This is a genomic window from Mobiluncus mulieris ATCC 35243, assembly GCF_000160615.1.
Lineage (GTDB): Bacteria > Actinomycetota > Actinomycetes > Actinomycetales > Actinomycetaceae > Mobiluncus > Mobiluncus mulieris.
In genome coordinates this window covers 360560-380901 of the sequence record NZ_GG668520.1, presented here as the reverse complement: position 1 = coordinate 380901, position 20342 = coordinate 360560, and the positions used below count along the sequence as shown (strand labels likewise).

The 20342-nt window shown below is 56.6% G+C and carries 13 protein-coding genes; 3 read left to right on the top strand and 10 right to left on the bottom strand.

Going from position 1 to position 20342, the window contains the following annotated elements:
- Positions 1-122 precede the first annotated feature (122 nt).
- Positions 123-3146 (top strand): type I DNA topoisomerase, encoded by a 3024-nt coding sequence (topA, locus tag HMPREF0577_RS09545; RefSeq protein WP_036342825.1) that lies wholly within the window; start codon positions 123-125, stop codon positions 3144-3146.
- Positions 3147-3150: 4 nt separating this feature from the next.
- Positions 3151-4485: an MFS transporter gene (locus HMPREF0577_RS09540; RefSeq protein ID WP_004013667.1), complete on the top strand. Its 1335-nt coding sequence runs from the start codon at positions 3151-3153 to the stop codon at positions 4483-4485.
- A 70-nt stretch (positions 4486-4555) separates the two neighbouring features.
- Here HMPREF0577_RS09540 and HMPREF0577_RS09535 read toward each other — a convergent pair whose 3' ends face one another.
- The 7 genes from HMPREF0577_RS09535 to HMPREF0577_RS09505 all read right to left on the bottom strand — a co-directional run bounded on the left by HMPREF0577_RS09535 (position 4556) and on the right by HMPREF0577_RS09505 (position 14247).
- Positions 4556-5695, bottom strand: a complete 1140-nt coding sequence (locus HMPREF0577_RS09535) for a DUF4300 family protein (protein WP_004013666.1) — start codon at positions 5693-5695, stop codon at positions 4556-4558.
- A gap of 369 nt (positions 5696-6064) precedes the next feature.
- Positions 6065-6592 (bottom strand): hypothetical protein, encoded by a 528-nt coding sequence (locus tag HMPREF0577_RS09530; protein WP_004013664.1) that lies wholly within the window; start codon positions 6590-6592, stop codon positions 6065-6067.
- Complete coding sequence (locus HMPREF0577_RS09525) at positions 6589-6954, bottom strand: PadR family transcriptional regulator (protein WP_004013663.1); 366 nt, start codon at positions 6952-6954, stop codon at positions 6589-6591. The genes HMPREF0577_RS09530 and HMPREF0577_RS09525 overlap by 4 nt, the downstream gene beginning before the upstream one ends.
- A gap of 449 nt (positions 6955-7403) precedes the next feature.
- Positions 7404-7862 (bottom strand): AAA family ATPase, encoded by a 459-nt coding sequence (locus HMPREF0577_RS09520; RefSeq protein ID WP_004013662.1) that lies wholly within the window; start codon positions 7860-7862, stop codon positions 7404-7406.
- Between the two features lie 521 nt (positions 7863-8383).
- The gene (locus tag HMPREF0577_RS09515; protein ID WP_004013661.1) at positions 8384-9472 is read right to left on the bottom strand and encodes a Fic family protein; all 1089 of its coding nucleotides are present in this window, start codon (positions 9470-9472) and stop codon (positions 8384-8386) included.
- Between the two features lie 681 nt (positions 9473-10153).
- Positions 10154-12175 carry an ABC transporter ATP-binding protein gene (locus HMPREF0577_RS09510; protein ID WP_004013659.1) on the bottom strand — a complete coding sequence of 674 codons (2022 nt, stop codon included), beginning with the start codon at positions 12173-12175 and terminating at the stop codon, positions 10154-10156.
- A complete protein-coding gene (locus HMPREF0577_RS09505; RefSeq protein ID WP_004013658.1) occupies positions 12172-14247 on the bottom strand; it encodes an ABC transporter ATP-binding protein in 2076 nt (691 codons plus the stop codon). The genes HMPREF0577_RS09510 and HMPREF0577_RS09505 overlap by 4 nt, the downstream gene beginning before the upstream one ends.
- Positions 14248-14442: 195 nt before the next feature.
- Between HMPREF0577_RS09505 and HMPREF0577_RS09500 the strand changes: the two genes are divergently transcribed.
- Positions 14443-15405, top strand: a complete 963-nt coding sequence (locus HMPREF0577_RS09500) for a phosphatase PAP2 family protein (RefSeq protein WP_004013657.1) — start codon at positions 14443-14445, stop codon at positions 15403-15405.
- 104 nt (positions 15406-15509) lie between these two features.
- Here HMPREF0577_RS09500 and HMPREF0577_RS09495 read toward each other — a convergent pair whose 3' ends face one another.
- The 3 genes from HMPREF0577_RS09495 to HMPREF0577_RS09485 all read right to left on the bottom strand — a co-directional run bounded on the left by HMPREF0577_RS09495 (position 15510) and on the right by HMPREF0577_RS09485 (position 19617).
- A complete protein-coding gene (locus HMPREF0577_RS09495) occupies positions 15510-16868 on the bottom strand; it encodes a pyridoxal phosphate-dependent aminotransferase (protein ID WP_004013656.1) in 1359 nt (452 codons plus the stop codon).
- 166 nt (positions 16869-17034) lie between these two features.
- Positions 17035-18387, bottom strand: a complete 1353-nt coding sequence (locus tag HMPREF0577_RS09490; protein ID WP_004013655.1) for a hypothetical protein — start codon at positions 18385-18387, stop codon at positions 17035-17037.
- 111 nt (positions 18388-18498) lie between these two features.
- The gene (locus tag HMPREF0577_RS09485; RefSeq protein ID WP_004572157.1) at positions 18499-19617 is read right to left on the bottom strand and encodes a cysteine peptidase family C39 domain-containing protein; all 1119 of its coding nucleotides are present in this window, start codon (positions 19615-19617) and stop codon (positions 18499-18501) included.
- Positions 19618-20342: the final 725 nt, after the last annotated feature.

The window sequence follows — 20342 nt, the reverse complement described above, 5'->3', positions numbered from 1 at the left end:
CAAAACCCAAGGTATGACAACGTTTCTCGATACCAAAACGCGAGTTAATGTGTGTACAATTTCCGGCCGGTGCTAGTTTGCTGTATGTTTCGTCTAGGTTAATTAAAAGGAGTACTGATTTAGTGACTGGTGTGACAGATCGTAAACTTGTTATTGTCGAATCCCCGGCCAAAGCGAAAACTATCAGCCGTTTCCTGGGCAACGACTACGATGTAGAGGCCTCGGTGGGGCATATTCGTGATTTGGCGCAGCCTTCGGATTTGCCGGCCGAGTTGAAGAAAACCGGGTACGCGAAGTTCGCGGTCGACCTGGATAACGATTTCGAGCCCTACTATGTGGTGGATGCCGACAAGAAAAAGAAAGTCAGTGACCTGAAGGCTCGACTGAAAGACGCGAGTGAACTGTTCCTGGCTACTGATGAGGATCGCGAAGGGGAGGCTATCGCCTGGCACCTGCTTGAGGTACTCAAACCCAAGGTACCGGTCAAACGCATGGTGTTCCACGAAATTACCAAGGACGCGATAGACGCGGCTTTGGCGCATCCGCGCGACTTGGATCAAGACCTGGTTAATGCCCAAGAAGCCCGCCGTATCCTGGATCGTTTGGTGGGATACGAAGTTTCACCCCTGCTGTGGCGCAAGATTCGCACGGGTCTGTCTGCGGGTCGGGTTCAGTCCGTCGCCACCCGCCTGGTGGTGGACCGGGAACGGGAACGTATCGCGTTTAAACCAGCGGAATATTGGGATCTAGTCGCGACTCTGCAAGCACCTCATGAAACGGGCGCGAACGGAATTACCGGGAGTGGTTCGAACGACCCAACCTTCGACGCGACCCTGAAAACCCTGGACGGCAAACGCGTCGCCACCGGCAAAGACCTGGGCGACGATGGCAAACTGACCCCCGCCGCCCAACGAGCCGGAGTGGTTGTGTTGAGCCAAGCCGCCGTGACCCGCCTAGGCGAAGTGTTCGGGGCGCCGGGCGCGACTTGGATCGTGACGGAAGTCGAATCGAAGCCGTATCGGCGCCGCCCCCCCGCGCCTTTCACCACGTCTTCGCTGCAACAAGAAGCCTCGCGCAAACTGCGCATGAATTCGCGCGACACGATGCGTGTAGCGCAGACCCTGTACGAAAACGGGTACATCACCTATATGCGTACCGACTCGGTAAACCTGTCCGACCAGGCAATTCACGCCGCAAGATCCTTGGCAGTGGCGCGTTTCGGGGCGGATTCGGTTCCCGCGAAACCCCGCAGGTACGAAACTAAAGCCAAGGGCGCCCAGGAAGCCCACGAGGCGATTCGGCCGGCCGGTGAACATTTCCGAGACCCCGCGTCCTTGCAGGGTACCTTGACCCCCGGCGAGTGGCGGCTATACCACCTGATTTACCAACGGACCTTGGCGTGTCAAATGGTGGACGCCACCGGGACTACCTCTACGGTTCATGTCGAGGCACGCAACCCGGATTACCCCGACGTAGGCGAATTCGGCGCCTCTGGCACGGTTATCAGCGAGCCGGGATTTTTGGCTGCCTACCAGGAAGGACGGGATGCGACGGCGCCCGGGCAAAACCCAGACTACGCCGTTATCGACAGTGCGGAAGCGATAGAAAACGCTCCCGTGGAGCGTTTTAACCGTAGCGCCTTAAGCGGCGAAGTCGCCACGGCGGGTGATGCCGGTGGAGCGGGTACGGTTAGGGTCGCCTCGGGTACGGCGGATTCATTAGGTGCCATTTCGGAAAACGACGCCGCCGCCACGGCGGGCGGGTCAAAGAATTCCGGGAAGCCCGCCAAGGAGCGGGAAGTCCGCCTGCCGAGGCTGGCACCTCGTGAACCCCTAAACCTGATCCACCTGGACTTTTCCAAAGAACGACAACACTTCACCACCCCCCCGGCCCGGTTTACCGACGCTACCTTGGTCAAAGCGATGGAGGAACGTGGGATTGGGCGACCCTCAACCTATGCTTCCACGATTTCCACGATTGTCGACCGGAGCTATGTCTATCGGCGCGGACAAGCCCTGGTGCCGTCGTGGCTGGCGTTTTCCGTGGTGCGGCTGCTGGAAGAAAATTTGCCGGGACTGGTGGATTTCGATTTCACCGCCGATATGGAAACCGATTTGGACAAGATTGCCGCCGGGGACGGCAACCGCAGCGCATGGCTGCGTGATTTCTGGTACGGCACCGGGCACGGCTCGGGGTTGCACGGAATCGGGCTGCAACGCGCCGTCGAGGAACTGGGTGATATCGACGCGGCCGCGTTGAACTCGGTGGATTTGGGGGAAGGAATTACGCTGCGCGTCGGACGCTACGGGCCGTATTTGCAGCGCGGCGAAGAACGCGCCTCGGTGCCGGAAACGATTGCCCCCGACGAACTGACCGTCACGAAAGCCACCGAACTGCTGGCGGCCGGCGCGGAAGGCGAACGAGTTTTGGGGCGGCATCCCCAGACCGGCTTACAAATCGTGGTGAAGAACGGGCGTTTCGGGCCGTATGTCGAAGAGGCTTTGCCGGAACCCAACGAAATCGGCGCGACTAAAACGACGAAATCGAAGCGAAAAACCAAACCGCGCACCGCTTCCCTGTTGAAAACCCAGACGATTGAGGGTTTGACCCTGGAGCAGGCCGTCGATTTGTTGAGCCTGCCGCGCGTGGTCGGGGTTGACGCCGACGGGGTCGAGATTCTGGCCGCCAACGGCCGCTACGGCCCGTATATTAAGCGCGGCACCGACACCCGGTCGCTGGAAACCGAAGCACAGCTGTTTACTTTGACGGTAGCAGAAGCCTTGGCGCTGTTGGCCGCGCCGAAGACCCGGCGGGCAAGCGGGACTTCCCAGTCAGTTATGGCCGAGTTCGGCGACGACCCGGAAACTGGGAAGCCCGTGAAGTTGAAGAACGGGCGTTTCGGGCCGTATGTGACCGACGGCACCACCAATGCTACCGTGCCGCGCGGCACCGACCCGGCAACGTTGAGCGAATCAGAAGCCTTCGAGTTGCTGGCCGCCAAGCGCGCCAAGGGGCCGGTGAAACGCCGGGCCTCGACCAAGAAGACTGCGGACAAGAAGACTGCGGACAAGAAAACTGCGGCGAAGAAGACTGCGGCGAAGAAGACGAGCACGGCCAAGAAAACAACCCCTAAGACCAAGGCCTAGGCAGATGGCTAGCAAAACATTTCGCTCGCTGAGCTATCCGAATTTTCGGTTGTGGTTCGTGTCAAATCTGTGCGGCGCTACCGCCGTGTGGATGCAGCGCGTGGCGCAAATCTGGGTTGTGCTGGTGGTGTTGACCAGGGGTGATGCCTTCGCCGTCGGGATTACCACGGCGCTGCAATTCATGCCGTCACTGCTGGTAGGGCTGTTCGGTGGGTCGCTGGCAGATTGGGTCAACCGCCGGAAATTCATCCAGATTACCCAACTGTGCATCTCTACCTTGGGGCTGGTTCTCGGGATGTTGATTCTGGGGGGCTGGGCGCAACTGGGACACGTGTATCTGATTGCCTTTGTCGCCGGCATGTTCGACGCGGTGGCGGTTCCGCTTAGGCAAACCTTTCTGTCTGAACTGGTGCCCAAAGATGCGATTCCCAATGCGGTGGGGCTGAACTCGACGGCATTCAACATCGCCCGGCTGATTGGACCGGGACTGGCCGGCGTGCTGATTGCCGCCATAGGAGTCGGCTGGGTTTTCGTGTTGAACTTCGTGATTTTCCTGGTGCCGATTGGGACGCTGGCGGTGATGCGCGAAGAGCATTTCTATCCGGTGGAACGCGGCGAGCGGCGGCGCGGCATGTTTATCGAGGGCTTGCGCTATGCCCATTCCCGATCGGATTTAAAGGCAATTTTCCTGTTGGTTTGCATCACCAACGCCCTGGGGTTCAACCTGCAGATGACCCAAGCCTTTATGGCCACCGAGGTTTACGGGCGCGGGCCGGGGGAATACGGCCTGTTGGGCACCATGCTGGCTGTCGGGTCACTGACCGGAGCCTTGGCGGCGGCGCGGCGCACCCGCCCGCGGTTTGCCCTGGTGGTTGGCTTTGTGTTCCTGTTCGGAGTGTTCGAGGGGCTGATGGCTGTGTGCCCGAACTACTGGGTGTTCGCGCTGGCCTCGGTGCCGACGGGGTACGCGATGATAACCCTGTTGACCGGGGCAAACGCGTTGATTCAGGTGTCCACCCCGGAGACCTTGCGCGGGAGGGTGCTCTCGATTTATTTCCTGTTCAACCTGGGCTCCACCCCGCTGGGCTCGCCGCTGGTGGGTTGGGTGGGTAATCACTTCGGGGCGCGCTGGAGCCTGGGAGTGGGGGCGCTGGCGTGTATCGGGGTCGCCTTGGTGGTTTTCGCTTGGGCGATGCACACGTGGCGGGTGCGGTTGGGGTTCATGAGGCGCTGGCCGTTTTTAGAGATTAATGGGCCGCGAGAACGCTATTATCATCGGGGTCACGGCGATATTCCCGCAGTCGACCCGAAAGACCCGGGGTATACCGGTGGATCTTAGGGGTTTGGCGCGGGAATGGGAATGGCGCCTCGTGAATCCGACCGGAAACCACGGCCAGCCCAACCCGGGATTACTGCGGATAAACCAACCGGCCGTTTTCCATAACAAATGGCTTGGCCGCACCATCATCGGCGTAGTCACGATACTTGTCAGCCAAGTAACGGTAACAATCCTGGGGACTGTCGAACTTCAAGACTTGGTAGGGTTCTTGAAACGAGACTTTCTCGACAAAGAGCCACTTGCCTCTTGTTGACACCAGCACCCCGGTATGTCCCACAAACAGATAGTTTCCATCCAAATTATCGTTAATCACCACCGTGATCACCCGGGAGCGGGCTGGGAACGTGAAAGCTTTGAAATGCGAGGCCATCTTAGCGGCGTGTGCTTTAACGTCGGTGGTTTTCGTTGTTTTCACGCGGGAAAACAGTTGTTTGAAATGTTGGGTGTCGGCGGCGTTGAACAGTTTCCCCGTCTGGATAGCTTCGAGGTCTTGGAACAGCAACGCGGCATCGGCGCTGCCGGCCGGAGGCGTTTTCAGCTGGCTTTTCACCAGCCCAAATGTGCTGATTCGGCAATCCACCCCAATGAATTTGCCTTTCGCTCCCTGCCAGAGTTTATCGATTTTATCCAGGTCATACTGCGGAGCAATGGGGGTAAAACCGCTGGTCAAAGACGTGTTTTGAATTGTATCATTGTAGTCTTTGACCGCAGCTAAAAACGCGTCAACATCCGGGGCTGGAAGCACGGCTTTGAGCGCCGCGGCGGTTTCAGCCCGACTAGCTGCGTCTGCCAGGTTCGAGACCTGGTACTTTATCGGCGCGCCTTTGGAGCCGGGTTCCCCAGCCTTGTCCGCGTGGCTTGCGGACATATCGGTTTCGTTTTCGCTGGCTTGATTAGACTCGGGTTTGCGGTTTTGGTCGGTTTTGCGGTTGGTTGGGTTCCCCTTTTCATGAGGTGCCAGTCCCGGATTTACGCCGTTTTTCCCGGATGGCGCCTCGTGAATCCGCGCAGCTGACCCGGCGGGAATACTGGAAGTACACCCCGAGAGTCCCACCCCGGATAAACCCAGCACCCCGATTAGTGCCAGTACCACCAGTCGCACGCCAACAAGCCGGACTCGACCCGGTGTCCCCGCCACTGACATTCCCAATGCTGGCGCGAAACCGGGGGCGAATCCGGATTGCCAGCGCCGTGTCCCCGCGTTTTTCATGCAATTCAGGATACCGCAGTCGTGTCAACCCGGTCAGACCAATAGTGCTGCAGAATTTAGCCTCCTGGCCAGCAGCATGGCCGCCGCCACCGGCAGTTTCGCTTGGCGGCCCTTCATCCAGGGAAAGTCGGTCAGCGGAACTTCCCCCGAACATAACACTTACATAACACTTAACTTCCCCAGGTGTTATGTCGGGTGGGAAGTTAAGTGTTGGGTTCATGAGGTGCTAGCCCAAATCCCTAGCCACATCCCCAAATTCAACCGGTACCACCGGAATTTACGCCCAGAATCCCACTGCCCGCATCCCCGCGTGAGACACATCACGGGACTTGGCAGGCCAACGGTTCACGGCAGAATCCAATCGTAAGTCTAGAAACCACCTGAACTATGCACAGTTTCCATCAAGGCTCCGGCGGTTGTGAACGCCAAAATCAGGTACACTAACGCTATTGCCAAAACGGCGGCATTGACTGTCAATAGGATTCCCCGCGCCCGACTGGAACTCAGTTTTACGGTCAAGACAATTGCGAGCACCGACAGTAGCATAGAAAATCCTGCCCCAAAAGGAACGAGCAGGGCAGATACCGCAGTCAGCGCCGAGATGAGTAGAATACGTGATTTGCCCATTACTGGCTCCACAGCGCCGGTGTCTTTTCCCGTGAGGCCAGCGGTGATTGCCTCTACTGGCCCCAACTTGTCCAGCGCTTTACGGATTACTGTCTCTGGAGTGCCCCCCGATTTATCAGCGGCAAATTCGGAGACGAGATGCTCGTTCACAGACTGGCGTATCATGGTCGCCTCGTCGCTAGCGACACCCTGCAGAGCACAATCAAGATCACGAAGATAGGCATGCACTAGCGGGTGCTCCATATAATCGGTTTTCGCGGCGTTACTCATGATGCAATCCCTTCCATTAGTTTGTCTACTTTGCTGGTGAAGTCACGCCATTCAGTGCAAAAGTTGCGCAACGCGGCGTGCCCCTCGGCAGTCTGTCGATAGTAGCGCCGAGGCGGTCCTGACTCGGATTCTTCCCAAAAGGTTTCCACTAGTCCCTGTGTTCGCAACCTGGTCAGCAAGGGATACAGAGACCCACCATGCGCTATTAACCCCTGGTCACTGAGTAAATTGGCTAGCTCCAGGCCATAGGCTGGCTTGTCGTCAAGGTGTCGCAGCACGCAGTACTCCAAAACCCCTTTGCGAAGCTGGGTAAGCATCCCACCAGCGTTTTCAGCCACCACAACATCCTTTCTTCCCGACACGGCACTACCTTACATTAAACACTACCTAACATTATAATCATCTGTCAACTTCCGCCTTGGCCTATGTTGTAGTGTTAGGTACTATGCTGTGTAAGGTACCAGCTGGTGCCTCTACCCCCGAAACAAAGGAGTTAATCCATGACACGAAGTCTATTTAGAATAGCTTGCCGGATTCATTGCCGGCATGCTGGCGCTCTCATTTGCAGCAGCTGTTCCAGCAGGTGCAACTTCCCTAGAAGAAGGTCGTAGCCTGCTAACCATACAGACATATGCCACTTATCTGGCCAAAGAGGCTCCAGATGTGCTGCCTAAATTTGAAGCTCTAAGTGCTTCAGACAAGGAAAGGTATCTGGAATTGCTGGCCAATCCCATTCTGTACACTGACAGGGCAGAAAATCTTGATGGTGTAACGGTTGGCGGCAATACAGCAGCAGGGCTCGGAAGAGAACTCACGGCTGCTGCGACAAGATCGACGGATCGCATGGTGGCATCCGCAGCCACGCAAAACGTCCCGTTCCCGAATGCACTATCTGGGAAGTATCCGGCGGAACTGCCGACCCGGTGAAAATAAATTGCCCGGTTTCGCCGCGCTGATCCACTTCCCGCCGCGCCGCATCCCACAACTGTGGCAGCACCTGCCATTCATCGAGCAAACGTGGGGTTTGACCCTGGAGCAGACGTGCGGGATTCAACTGTGCCAGGCTGCGATACTGGTCAAGTTGTGCGGAGTCATCAACCCGCAAAACGCTGCCTGCCTGCTGCAACGCCGTGGTGGTTTTCCCACACCACTTCGAGCCTTCCACCAAAACGGCACCCTTAGCTTCCAGACGAAACTGTAGTTCCGCATCCACCAGACGTGGTCTGTAGGCTTGCATAAAAAGCACCCCCGCAAAGTCGAAAACCAGCATATCCTTATACCTAGATTACAAGATATAACCACAGGTAATAAGGTTTTGCCCCGGCAAATGACAATGTTTCACCCCGGGAGTTGGCAGGATTTCACCCCGGTAAATAGCGTCATATTTCTGTGCCAACATCGCCGCACTCTCGTCGAATTAGGAACTTCCCACCGAACATAACACTTAACTTCCCCAAGTGTTATGCAAGGTGTGAAGTTAAGTGTTGGGTTCATGAGGTGCTTGCCCGGTTTCCTGGCTACATGGTTGGATTCCGCCACTACTGGCGGAATCCAACCATGATTCGCTTACCTGCATCTTGAAGTGGCCTGGTTTGAATCCTTCCGAGGTCCTCGCTTCTATCAAACCCGGGCGAGGTGACGGGAAAATCCCGAACCTAGGGGTATCTGCCGACTGCCCCAAACAACTTAGGAAATACCACACCGAGCATGTGTAAAGAAATCACGGATTTTTTTACACGTCCCGACAACGTGTAAAAGCGTTTTACACATCGCGGGTAGCCGCAAAATCTTTCACTGCGGCAAAGGAGTGTTGAACAGCTCTTCTAAGTATTTGTGATTAATCAAAATGACGTGTCTGCCCACTTTTTCACGCACCACCAGCCCCATCTCTACCAGGGCGGTCGCCCATTTCGCGGCGGTAGGTCGGGAAATCCCCATGGTTTCCATCAAATCCGCATACCGCAGATAGGGCTGGGTAAACAGCAAATACGCCAGGTCTCGTGCCGGAAAGCCAGTTCCGTCCAGAGACTGCACACTTTGTTCCATCAGCCCATAAATCCGGATAACCCGGGCATCAGTCCACCGGGAAGTCTGTTCCACTGCCTCGAGCATAAACTTGACCCAAGACCCCCAATCCCCGTCCTGGGTGACACCATTAAGCCGCCGGTAATATTCATCTTTGTGTTCCACAATGTACCCAGATAGGTACGTTATCGGGTGTTCCAGCAAGCCGCTGTGTACCAGATATAGCACATTCAGGATTCTGCCGGTGCGCCCGTTGCCGTCGCGGAAAGGGTGGATGGCTTCAAACTGATAATGCAACAATGCCATCTTTATCAACGGGTCTATTTCAGATTGCGCCTCATGCAAAAACTCCTCCCACCACGAAAGGTGACCCAGCAGCGTCTGTTTGCCTTCCGGTGGCGTGTAAATCCGCTCGTGGGTGACGGGGTTGCCGATATAAGTTCCGCTGTCCGCACGGATATCAGTGGTAGTCCCGGTTACCTTGGAGCACACGAGTTTCGCGGTGTTTATGGAGAGGGGGCGGCTTTGAATCGATTGCAGCCCGGCATAGAGCGCCTCGCGATAGTTCAGGGCTTCCCGCGTTGCTGGGGTGGGGGTGGCGATGTTGCTGGCGGCACGGAACAGCTCGTCATTGGTGGTCACGATGTTTTCAATTTCGCTAGACGCGCGGGCTTCCAGCAGGGGAATGGCATGTATCAAGATACTCGGATTCGGCAGACGCTTAGCGGCGGCGTTAGCGGTGGCCAGCGCCCGCGAAGCCGCGATAGTTTGGCGCACAATCCTGGAACTAAGCAGGTTTATTGCCGGGGGGAGCGGCGGCAAATCTTGGTAGGGCTTCCCAGGGTCAACACACATACGCCTAGTTTACCGTCACTAACCGAGCATGTGTAAAGAAATCACGGATTTTTTTACACGTCCCAGCAACGTGTAAAAGCACTTTACACATAATGCGGGGGTTAAAGCTATAAATGTGTGTCTAAAAATCGGATTTTCGCCTGGTATTCCAAGGAAAAGTCGGAGCGTCTAAGCTTTTTGGGCTTCAGCGGAACTTCCCCCGAACATAACACTTAACTTCCCCAGGTGTTATGTCGGGTGGGAAGTTAAGTGTTAGGTTCATGAGGTGCTTGCCCGGTTTCCTGGCTACATTGTTGAAATCCCCAGCCCGCATCCCCACGTGTTAACCGTCGCGTCGCGCTGCGGCGCTTACCAGGCAGTGCCAGCGGGGACGCCACGCCAACGCGAGGCTGCGACAGCGCGCCAGGGGTGCGACACAAAAAGCATAAAAACCACGGTTTCCCCAGCCCACATCCCAAACTTACACCCAAATTCCCCAGCCCACATCCCCACGTGTTAACCGTCGCGTCGCGCTGCGGCGCTTACCAGGCAGTGCCAGCGGGGACGCCACGCCAACGCGAGGCTGAGGGGGGAGCGATGTGCGAAAATAAAATCGCACATCGCGGGGGGATACTTCCCCCATCGCCTCGCGGGCGGGCGTCCCGCGCACTGCCGAAACAAGAGCCGCAGCGCAGCAGGTTTTCACGCTAACCTCCAGCCGGAGGCCTGCTCGCGTTGCCGCCAATACCGCTGGTAGGTTCCGGGCCGTGCCAGCAAATCCTGATGCGTCCCCACGGCCTCGACGCGCCCGTCCTCGCCCAGCACGACGACCTGGTCGGCACCAGCGATGGTTTCCATCTTGTGTGCAATAACCAACAACGTGGCGTGACGGCGCAACTCTTCCATGGCCGCAACAATATTGGCTTCATTCTCTGCATCCAAGGCGGAGGTCGCCTCGTCCAAGAGCACTATCGGGGCTTGTTTCAGCAGCGCCCTGGCCACCGAAACCCGCTGGCGTTCCCCACCGCTGAGCGCCCGCCCGCCTTCACCGACGCGGGTGGTGTAGCCTTCGGGCAGCCGCGCCACGATTTCGGTTACGCCCGCCAGGCGCGCGGCACGCTCGACTTCTTCATGAGTCGCCCCCGGATTCCCGACCAGGATATTGGCTTCTAGCGTGTCATCGAACAGGTAAACGTCTTGGAATACCAAGGATAGCTGTTTCATGAGGTGCTCGGTGGATTGTTCGCGTACATCCAGGCCACCGACCTTTACCGAGCCCCGGTTTACCTCCCAGAAACGTGCAATCAAGCGGGAAATCGTGGTTTTCCCGGAACCCGAAGGCCCCACCAGCGCACACATAGTCCCGGCGGGAACACTAAACGATACGTCTTGCAACACGGGGCTGTCCGCATCGTATCCGAAGGTAACATGTTGCAGCTCGATAGCCCCGGTTTCCTGGCCGGGGGTTATTGTGGCGCTTTCACTGGCACTGCTCGGTTCGGGGGATGGGGAAACAACGGCGGGGTTTCCAGCTGGCGCCTCATGAACCCGGACGGAACCAGAAACAGGCTTATTACCAGGGATTTCAGGCTTATTGGTAGCGGCACAACCGGCGGATTCCCCGCCGGGTTCGGGCAGTTCGGGAGCATCCAGAATCTCTTGGGTTTCAGTCAAGAGGTGGCGGCGATCCTCGATGCCGATAATCGAGGTGCCGACGTCTTCGATAAACGTCACGAAACGCAGGGAAATCCCGATGAACGCCACGGTTTCCACCGGTCCCATCACCCCGCCGATGGCCAGCGACCCGGCGATTACTATCATTGCCACCAAGACGATTTGGGCGAAAGCCCCGGTAATCAGGTTCGCCAACAGCGACCACCACAGGTTTTTGCGCCCCTGTCGCTCGTTTTCCGCTACCGCGAGTTGCAACAGCTCGAAGTCAGCCCCGACTCCGGCGGCTCGCAGTGTGCCTTGGCAGGTGGCGAATTCGACTAGCCGGTTGGCCAGTTCAACTTCGGCGGGTTTGGCCGCTCTGTCCCCGCGTTGCTTGCAATACTGCGAGGCTCGTGCCAGTCCCCAATACACGGGAATCGCCACCAGCAGTGTCAGCCCCAGGCGCCAATCCCAGAAGAACGCGCCGACCAGGATGGTCAGCAGGGATGCCACCGAGGTGCCCATCTGCCACAGTTGATGCGCCATAATCTCGCCCAGTTGCATCAGTTCGTTGGACACCAGCCGCGAAAACCGTCCGGCGGTGCCCGGGCGGAACCACCCCAGCGGGATACGCGCGATTTTATCGCCGATAATCCGGTGTACCGACTGGATGAAATCGAGGGCGGCGTAAAAGACTTTCATGGACATGACGTAGTCCAGGATGGCTCCCGCCACGGCAACGATTGCGAATACTACCAGCCAGCCGGTGATTCCCAAGCCCCAGACGGGCTGGGCTTTGGCCAGCGCGGTCGCAGCCGGCAGCAGCAGCACCAGGGCAACACCTTGAAAGACACCCTTGGCTATGGCCAGGTTTCGTGACTGGTTCACGTAGGGCAAGCCGCGCGCAGAGATGGTGCGCCGGTAAAACTGATAGGCAGAAGACAGCGTATTTTTCTTGGTTTCTTTGGGGTTAGCGGTAGACGTGGTTGACGGTTTCGCGGCACTGGTCGCGCTGGTCGGGTCGGCCGCGCTGGTCGTGTTGGTCTGGGTGTTTGGGTTTTGCGGGTTCATGCGTGGCTCCCTTCACTCGGGGTGGCGGGTCTTTCGGTTGCGGTCGGGATGGCGGCTGGCGCCTCATACACCCCGTCGTCCTCGTGGTAGCCGGCCAACTGCAGGATTTTCTGGTAGTGGGGTTCATGAGTCGCTAGTAGCTGTGTGTGCGTCCCGCAGGCCACCAATCGGCCGTGATCCATAACTGCGATTTGCGCCGCGCCGAGAATTGAGGCGGGGCGATGCGCCACCGCCAACACGGTGCGCCCGCGCGCCAGGTTAGACAGCGCGGCTTGGATTTCGGCTTCGCAATCCGGGTCGGACATGGCGGTGGCCTCATCCATAACCAAAATAGGCGCATCTGCCAAGATGGCGCGGGCAATGGCGATGCGTTGTGCCTGGCCACCCGACAGGTTCGTGTCCACCCCGATGACGGTGTCGTAGCCCTTGGGCAGACTCTGGATGTAGTCATCGATTTGCGCCGCCCGGGCAGCCGCGCGGATATCATTTAAGGAAACAGGCTTATTATCTGCGCCGATACCGCTAAATCCGAGTGCAATATTGTGGGCAATCGTGTCGCGCAACAGTTGCGGATCTTGTAACACGAAGGACACCAACCGATAGAGCTCCCGGCTAGGGATTTCTCGCAAGTCCACCCCGCCGATAGTGACCGCCCCGGAATCCGGGTCAGCGAAACGTGCCAGCAGGGTCGCCAAGGTGGATTTTCCGGAACCCGAAGGTCCTACCAGCGCGGTTACCGTGCCGGGTTGCAGTTCCAGGCTGACATTGTCCACGGCCAAAACCTCGCCGTAGCTAAAGGACACGTCCCGAAAAGCGACTTCGAAAGACCTTGGGATTCGCGGGGTCATAAACCGGGGTTTAGACTGGCCAGCAAGCGATATATCATTGACGTGGTTGACAGATTTCTGGGACTTGGACGTGCCCGCCATGGTGGTTTCGCCCGCCACCCCGGCCAGCCCCTCATGAATCGGGGAACCAACCTCGGGCAACACCGGCGTATCCAGCGTGTCTTGCAAACGCAACGCGGCCGCCCCCGCGAGTTGATAAACCCAAGTACCCATCGAGAGTACCTGCAGCGAATAGGGCACCAACAGGGCAATCAGGGTCGTGGCCAACACGTCCACGGCGCTGACATACCCGGCTTGCACCAGCAGCCACCCCCCACACAGGTTCACAAACAGCAACACCGCAATCGAAACCACCGAAAGCGCCACCGCGTTACCCGTCAACAGGGGTTTACACCACCCGACATAAAAGTCCGCGAATTCCTTGGCAGCCTTAGCGTAGCGCGAGTGGGCGTGGCCGACCCGCCCGAAAGCCTTGACCACCGCCAGGCCGGTGACGAATTCAACCATGGTGGCACCCACATTGCCCAGCTTGGTGTCCATTTCCGCGGTTTTCGGCCCCATGTCGCGCATCATAACCCAATACAACAAGGCGAAAACCGGCAGCGTCGCGATGGACAGCAGCCCCAGGCGCCAGTCGATAATAAAGGCATAAACCAGCAGGCTCAGCGGCATTACCACCGCCGAGGTGACCTCTACCGGGGCGTGGGCGACCAGCATATGCAACTGTTTGGTGTCATCTTGGACGGCTTTGCGGACTTTCCCGGAGTTCGTGGCCGTAAACCAAGACAGGGGCGCATGGGCGATGCGATCCAACAGTTGTGTTTGAATGTGGCGGCTTAGACGCACATCCGCGAAGTGTGTCATTGCGAGTGCCAGCATATAGATGCCCACTCGCGCCAGATAGGCGTCAATCAGCAGCCCGAGGATAAACCAGACTTGCCCAGAATCGACCGGAGTGTGGGTCTGGAAGGCCGTAAGCAGCAAGGCTCCCAGGTGCACCAACGCCACATAGGGCGCGACCGCGAGCACCCCGGAGATGGCCGCTAAAACCCGCGCCGCCAGCATGGTACCGGCTACGGGACGAGTGATTTTTTTCAAGGCGGCTTGCCCGGAGTGGTGTTTGGCCGCGTCCGTATCGACCGGCGTTATGGTCGCATCGTCGTCGAACAGGAGGTTTGGTTCCGAAGATTCGGTTTCAGCGGTTTCAGTAGTTTCAGTCGTCATAATCCATTCCTAGAACGTCGTTCTAATTTCAGACCCTCTTAGCATAGCGCAAAATTTAGGATATCCTAAGCCACCAGGTAGCTTTATTCCCCGGCTGTGGCTCAGCTCCGAGATTCAGCTCCGGGCAACTGCCCCTATGCTTTACCTGGACTACACTGCACCTCGCCCAGCCGGCAGGGAGGCTAAGCTTTAAACGTGAGCAACGCAAACCAGGGGTCAACACCGGGCGGCAATCCCGGCGACATGCGCCGCCCCGGCCAGCACCTCATGCACCGGGTGACGCAGCGATTGCGACCCGTTAAGCTGACCCGCTACGCCACCCAAACCCGCAACCGGGTCTGGCGAGTCGTTTTTGCACTCGCCTTCGCTGCTCTCGCCACCACCACCGCCCGCGTGGCACTCGCCACCGTGCGCGGCCAAAACCTGGACGGCGCGACCCGTTTTGCCCTGTCGCGCGGCAAACACCTGTTTCGCGGAGCGGATGCGATGGCACTCGACTCGATTTCCATGAAAGCCCTGGTGGCGCTGACCGTCGCTGTGTTCCTGGTGGCGTTGTTGCGCCGTCGCTGGCAGTTGGGGGCACGAGTCGCCCTGCTGGTGGCGGGGGCGAATCTGAGCACCCAGGTGTTGAAGCACTGGGTGTTGCACCGCCCTGACCTGGGGGTTGATTATGCCGGGCTCGCGAATTCGCTGCCCAGCGGGCATTCCACCGTGGCGATGAGTGCCGCCCTGGGGATTATGCTGGTCGCGCCGCTGCGGGCGCGCTCGATGGCCGCGTTTTTAGGCTGGGCGACCGCCAGTTTTGTCGGGGTTTCGGTAATGTTGAACGAGTGGCACCGCTTGTCGGATGTGCTGGTGGCATTTTTGGTAGCGGGGATTTGGGGGGTGCTGTTGGCGCCCCGGGAGCGGGTCGGGCGGCGTTTCGGGCATCTGCACCGGGTCATGTTGGTGGGTTCGGCGTCGGCTGCATTAGGGGGTATCGGGATGCTGGCGTTGGCCTGGCCGCGAATTGGCGGGCAACCCCTGCGGGAACCTGCCTTGCGGACGCTGGTAGCGGGGGATTTCGGCTGGCTCATGGCCGCCGGGTCGGTGGCTTTGATTCTGGGCTTATCCGGCTTGATTCTAGCGATTGTCAACACCCAGGCTCGCGCCTCATGAACCTGACCCCCAACCCTAAACCGAACCCTAAACCGAACCTTACACCTTGGTTAGGTAGGTTAAGGGTAGGTTTAAGGTTCGCGCCACCACCGCTACCCCCTAGGTCAGGCGGTAGCGGCTGTTGCGAGTTCAGAAAGGAGCACACCGACGGCAGGGGCGAAAGTTTCGGGTTCTAACAGCAACGACACCGAAACCACGCCGGGAAAGGGCATATCGAAGAAATACCCGGGTTGCGCTGTGATGCCGTGCCCGGAAATCAGGCTGGCGACTAATGAATCCTCGTCCACCACCGCCGGGAAACGCAGCAGCGCATTCCACCCGCCCTCCGGGGCGAGCACCGTCACCGTTCCCGTAGGTTCCCCCGCCACCAGTTCCCGCAAGGTCGCCAGGTTTTCCTGGCAGCGTCCCCGCACCCGCGCGGTTTGCGCCGGAACCTCCGCGAGCCACTGGGGCAGCCGCGCGGCCAACACGTCGGAAAACGGCAGGTAGGCGTCGGCAATCCGGTCCAGGCGCGCCTGGGCCGCCGCCACCAAATCCTCTGGCCCGGAAACCTCAATCCACGCGACTTTCGCGCCGGGCGCCGCGAGGTTTTTCGACAGCCCATCCAGTGCGAAGGTCAGCACGCGGGTTTCGCCGGCCAGGCGGCGCGGGTTGGCGCAGGTCGCCGGGGGTTCATCAGGTGCTATTCGCGGTGGGGCCGCGTCACCCGCCGGTAACGGTTTCGCGGCGGGTTCACGAGGTGCCAGCCCGGCATCCAGCCAATAGTCGAAAAAGACCTCGTCGGCAATCAGGGGTATGTCCTGGGTGGCGGCGTAGGCCACGAGGGCTTCACGCTCGAAATCGTGGACATATGACCCGGTGGGGTTATTGGGGTTTATCGCCACAATCGCGGCGGGTCGAGACCATGGAGTCGACTGGTCTGAGTCGGTGGCACGAGCCCCGCGAGTCGCATCCACACCTTGACCAGCAACCAGCCGAGAATCTGGGGTCGGCGCGTTTACTTCGGATGGCACCTCGTGAACGGGCGACGCGAAATCCGCGAGATTCAGCTCCCAGCGGCCCACCCATTCCAGCGGGTAGGGGGCGATCCGCGCGGACTCGAGGCGGGCGATTTCCGCCACCAGGGGATATCCGGGGGTCGGCGCCAACACCGTGTCGTCGGGGTCGCAAAACAGTTTCATCAGCCACGAATACCCCTGTGACGTGGAGCTTAACAGGTACAGGCGCTCGGGGTCGACCTCGCGGTTGTCGCGGCGGGTCAGGAAGTCGGCTAGGAGTTCACGAGTCGCCAGGGGGCCACGTGGCGTGGCCTGATATACCGGCAAATCCGGGTAGCCGAGCCCGTGGCGGGTCGGGTTGGAATCGGCCAGGCGCACCAGTTGTTGACCGCGCGCCGCCGCTGCGCGTTCAGCCTTGGTCACCGCATTGGGAGCCCCGAGTTCCGTCCGCTTCGAAAATTTCACCCGTTTATCCTAACCTCTGGGAGCAGTTCTTGGTGCCAAAAGTGAGAGCTCGACAAGCCAAAATCGGTTTCCACCAGCCCGGGCAATAGCGGTGTCGCTGCCACGTTGAATTCACTCAGTTAACACCCATAAGTAATAAAAATAGCAAACTGTATGTAAATCTAGATTAGGGCTTTACCGCACTAATCACCGCCTTATGCAATATAGGACGGCCTCCATCTTTTTCGGCCACGTCAAGAGTCACATCGTTATATCGATAGGGCTCAATTAGCCAGTATATATAGTTCCCTGATATGGTTACGCTCCAGCGAGGATCTAGAATTGGTGGAGAAACAAGAGGATAGCTATAGTCAACTAATAACGTTTGTGTATTATCCTTTGGATTAACCACCCAAAGTTTTTTTTCTTCTGTAGCGTATATTATAAACCGTTCGGAGGGTAGCGCAAAATCCATGCGCGAAGCTTCTCCCAGGACTTTGATAGAATCACAATCGTCAATATTAAAAAACTTCCGATTATCTGAATAACCTATAAATATGGGATTGGAATTGGTATCTTGCCAAGTAACATATTTATCTCCGGAAGCAAATACTGCTCCTTCATTAGTTTTTAAACCTAAGGTTTTAATAACTTTATATTTAGGGAAATCCTTGAATGAGGTTTGCCTAAATTGAACTGGAAAATCCCATCGATCTTTAATATTATAATTTGTGCACGCAAACTTCTTGCATCCCCACTGTCCAATCAGCACAAAAGTTTGTGAATCGCGCCAAAAGAAGTCATAATCGAATGGTAAATCCTTCAAAAGAATCTCTGCTTTAGCGGGTGATGCGGACATATCCAAATGGAATAAGGAATATTTCCCCCAGGGCGATGCTTTTGTCTCTGAATTCTCTTTATTCTCTTTATGGAACCAGCAGAGTAGGTTATCACCATTGACAAAGTAGTATTTGCAGTTGAGAGACGTTTTACCACTATTTTCTTCATATAGCACCACCGGTTTGCACTGTTTAGCATCAGGACATGCCTTTATACGCCACGGCAGGTGGTAGTCATCCAACACCCGTTTCTCAGGATTATAGGTAGTTATACCTACTCTGTGTTCAATCCAGCCGACACCTTTATCACCGTATAAAAATATGCGCTTTATTGCCCATTCTTTACTGCCAGTATCGGCAATTTTGGTGAAAACCTCTTTATCTGGATCCGCAAATACTAAATCAGTAGGACTGACCCGATTACGAATAATTCGTTGGGGTTGGCAATCCTTTAGGCAGGTTCCAAGATAAACCCCATTCTTTGTGGCACTAATCGCGTCCACACTAAGCACAGGTAGCCCAAATTGTTTGATTCGTTCAACCTTCAAAGAGGGCTTGTCATTCTGGTGCTTTTTAAGTAAATTTCGTGAAAAAAATCGAGGGTGAGGCTTCTTTGTTTCAGAAAACAGCCAGGAAGTGTCGAAACGTTCCTCTACCGGGAGTTTGCCGTCACGTGCCACGTCCTCATCTGCTTGTGACATGCCTAAGGGGCACACCTTGTAGTCTGGGGTAGAGGTTTGTCCACAGGCCGAAATTGAAAGACTTAATAAACCGATGCAGGCTACTAATATAAATCTAGGCTTCATGAGACTTCAACGCGTAGAGTAAATCACCGTGCCAGGGTTTCCGCGAACCATTGACATTACATTTGTAGAATCGACCCAGTGGAATGGACCATTCGAATTATTTCTGTTATATTTACCATAAACTTCTCCCACCAAAATCCAATCATCATTAAAATCAACTCCTACACCGACATCATAATGCCCTTTAGAACCTTCCGTTCCTGTCCAATATCCTAACGCCCCAACCGGAATACCATCTAAAATTACTCCCTTACTATAGGATTGCTTTCGCACGGATGTATAAATCATGTTCTTCAAATCCACCTCATGTGCAGGCTTTCTATGCGTCCAATTTCCATATCCCTGGAATTGTACTTCATTGAGGTAATTAATCACTTGGTACACATACGTGCTACCACTACGAAGAATTCCCCATTTCTGAGCTAATCCACGCTGGGGAATATTCCAGCTCCCATTCGTGAATCCATGCACCACGTTACGAGTAGCTGCTGGTCCACACCACCATGATTCCTCTTGTTCCTGAAAATCAGTTATGCGGGCGGTGTAAACACCACTCCTAGGTGCCTTTTCCTCGCTTCCATACTTACTTCGAATTAATCCCACGTGATACCCTATAAGCGATAACATACTTGGATTCTCATCAAACTGAGGTTCTTGGCCGGGGCAATTCTGAAAACCATTGATATCCCTATCACAAGGCTGATTCGCATTTTCCTCAAGCAACTTCTGATACTGCATTTTTTGCTCGGCAATATTTTCAACCCACTCCTGTTCCATCTGCGGACGTAGCGCGTCCAGCTCGTAGCGAGCCGCTTGCTCAGTAATCGGAGTCTTGCTCTGAATATTTGACATAGCCTCAATATATTCAGGATGGTTACGTATTTCCGGAGATATGTTTTCAGCCGCATCTCTTAAGTCATTTACGTAATACCAATATAACTCCAGATAAGAGGCATCGTGTCTGGGAGGCGGTGGCACATTATTCCTACTGGTACCAGGCCAGCTATAACTCCGGGGTATGTCCTCACTTTCTGGATCTGAGGGGAATGCCTGTGACGGCGTAGCAAAACCGCCAGAAACCAGCATAAACATTGCCAATGTAAAAAAACCAAGTTTATGTCTCATTTGTTACTCCTCCCTTGAAATAAAAACTTCTATTATTTTATCATCTCTTTGTGTCGTATTTCAAGCCTTCGGCGTACCTTACGTATATTGAGCGCGAAAGCAGAGTGGTGCCTCATATAGTTTGAGCGTGAAAATACACTGTTGGGTATGAAACCGTGTCGTCGGGGTCGCAAAACAGTTTCATCAGCCACGAATACCCCTGTGACGTGGAGCTTAACAGGTACAGGCGCTCGGGGTTGACCGCGCGCCGCCGCGCTCTCGACCCTGGCCACCGCATTGGGAGCCCCGAGTTCCGTGCGCTTCGAAAACTTCACCCCTTCATCCTAAACCCTGGCAAAAACTAGTGAAAAGATTGATTTTGCCGTAAAAAAATCGCCCCAAATCGCAAAAATTCTCACTAATTTCTGCCATCCTCCAAAGTTACGAGCCCCGACTGCATCCCGTAACCCCGGTTTTCACCGCTCACCATCCGGACATACGCCCAAAATCCCGGCCCGCCGCTATCCAGCAAACATTTGGCTCCCCGGCGTGTCTTACTCCCTGCGCCGACGCTAGAGTAAGCGAAGGTGGCGCAGTGGAATGCGCAGCGCAGCGGGACTGGGGGGTGAAACTTTTGCGTAAGCAAAAGTTGAGGGGGTGCTCCCCCTTCCCGTCCCGCTAGCGCGCATCCACGAGCCACCGCAGCGGCACGACGCGCGGTGCCGCGAGACACGCCGAGGGGGTCG

Excerpts from the sequence above, each read along its gene's own strand:
- HMPREF0577_RS09540 (WP_004013667.1), top strand. The coding sequence starts at position 3,151 with ATGGCTAGCAAAACATTTCGCTCGCTGAGCTATCCGAATTTTCGGTTG.
- HMPREF0577_RS09535 (WP_004013666.1), bottom strand. The coding sequence starts at position 5,695 with ATGAAAAACGCGGGGACACGGCGCTGGCAATCCGGATTCGCCCCCGGT.
- HMPREF0577_RS09530 (WP_004013664.1), bottom strand. The coding sequence starts at position 6,592 with ATGAGTAACGCCGCGAAAACCGATTATATGGAGCACCCGCTAGTGCAT.
- HMPREF0577_RS09520 (WP_004013662.1), bottom strand. The coding sequence starts at position 7,862 with ATGCTGGTTTTCGACTTTGCGGGGGTGCTTTTTATGCAAGCCTACAGA.
- HMPREF0577_RS09515 (WP_004013661.1), bottom strand. The coding sequence starts at position 9,472 with ATGTGTGTTGACCCTGGGAAGCCCTACCAAGATTTGCCGCCGCTCCCC.
- HMPREF0577_RS09510 (WP_004013659.1), bottom strand. The coding sequence starts at position 12,175 with ATGAACCCGCAAAACCCAAACACCCAGACCAACACGACCAGCGCGGCC.
- HMPREF0577_RS09505 (WP_004013658.1), bottom strand. The coding sequence starts at position 14,247 with ATGACGACTGAAACTACTGAAACCGCTGAAACCGAATCTTCGGAACCA.
- HMPREF0577_RS09490 (WP_004013655.1), bottom strand. The coding sequence starts at position 18,387 with ATGTCACAAGCAGATGAGGACGTGGCACGTGACGGCAAACTCCCGGTA.
- HMPREF0577_RS09485 (WP_004572157.1), bottom strand. The coding sequence starts at position 19,617 with ATGAGACATAAACTTGGTTTTTTTACATTGGCAATGTTTATGCTGGTT.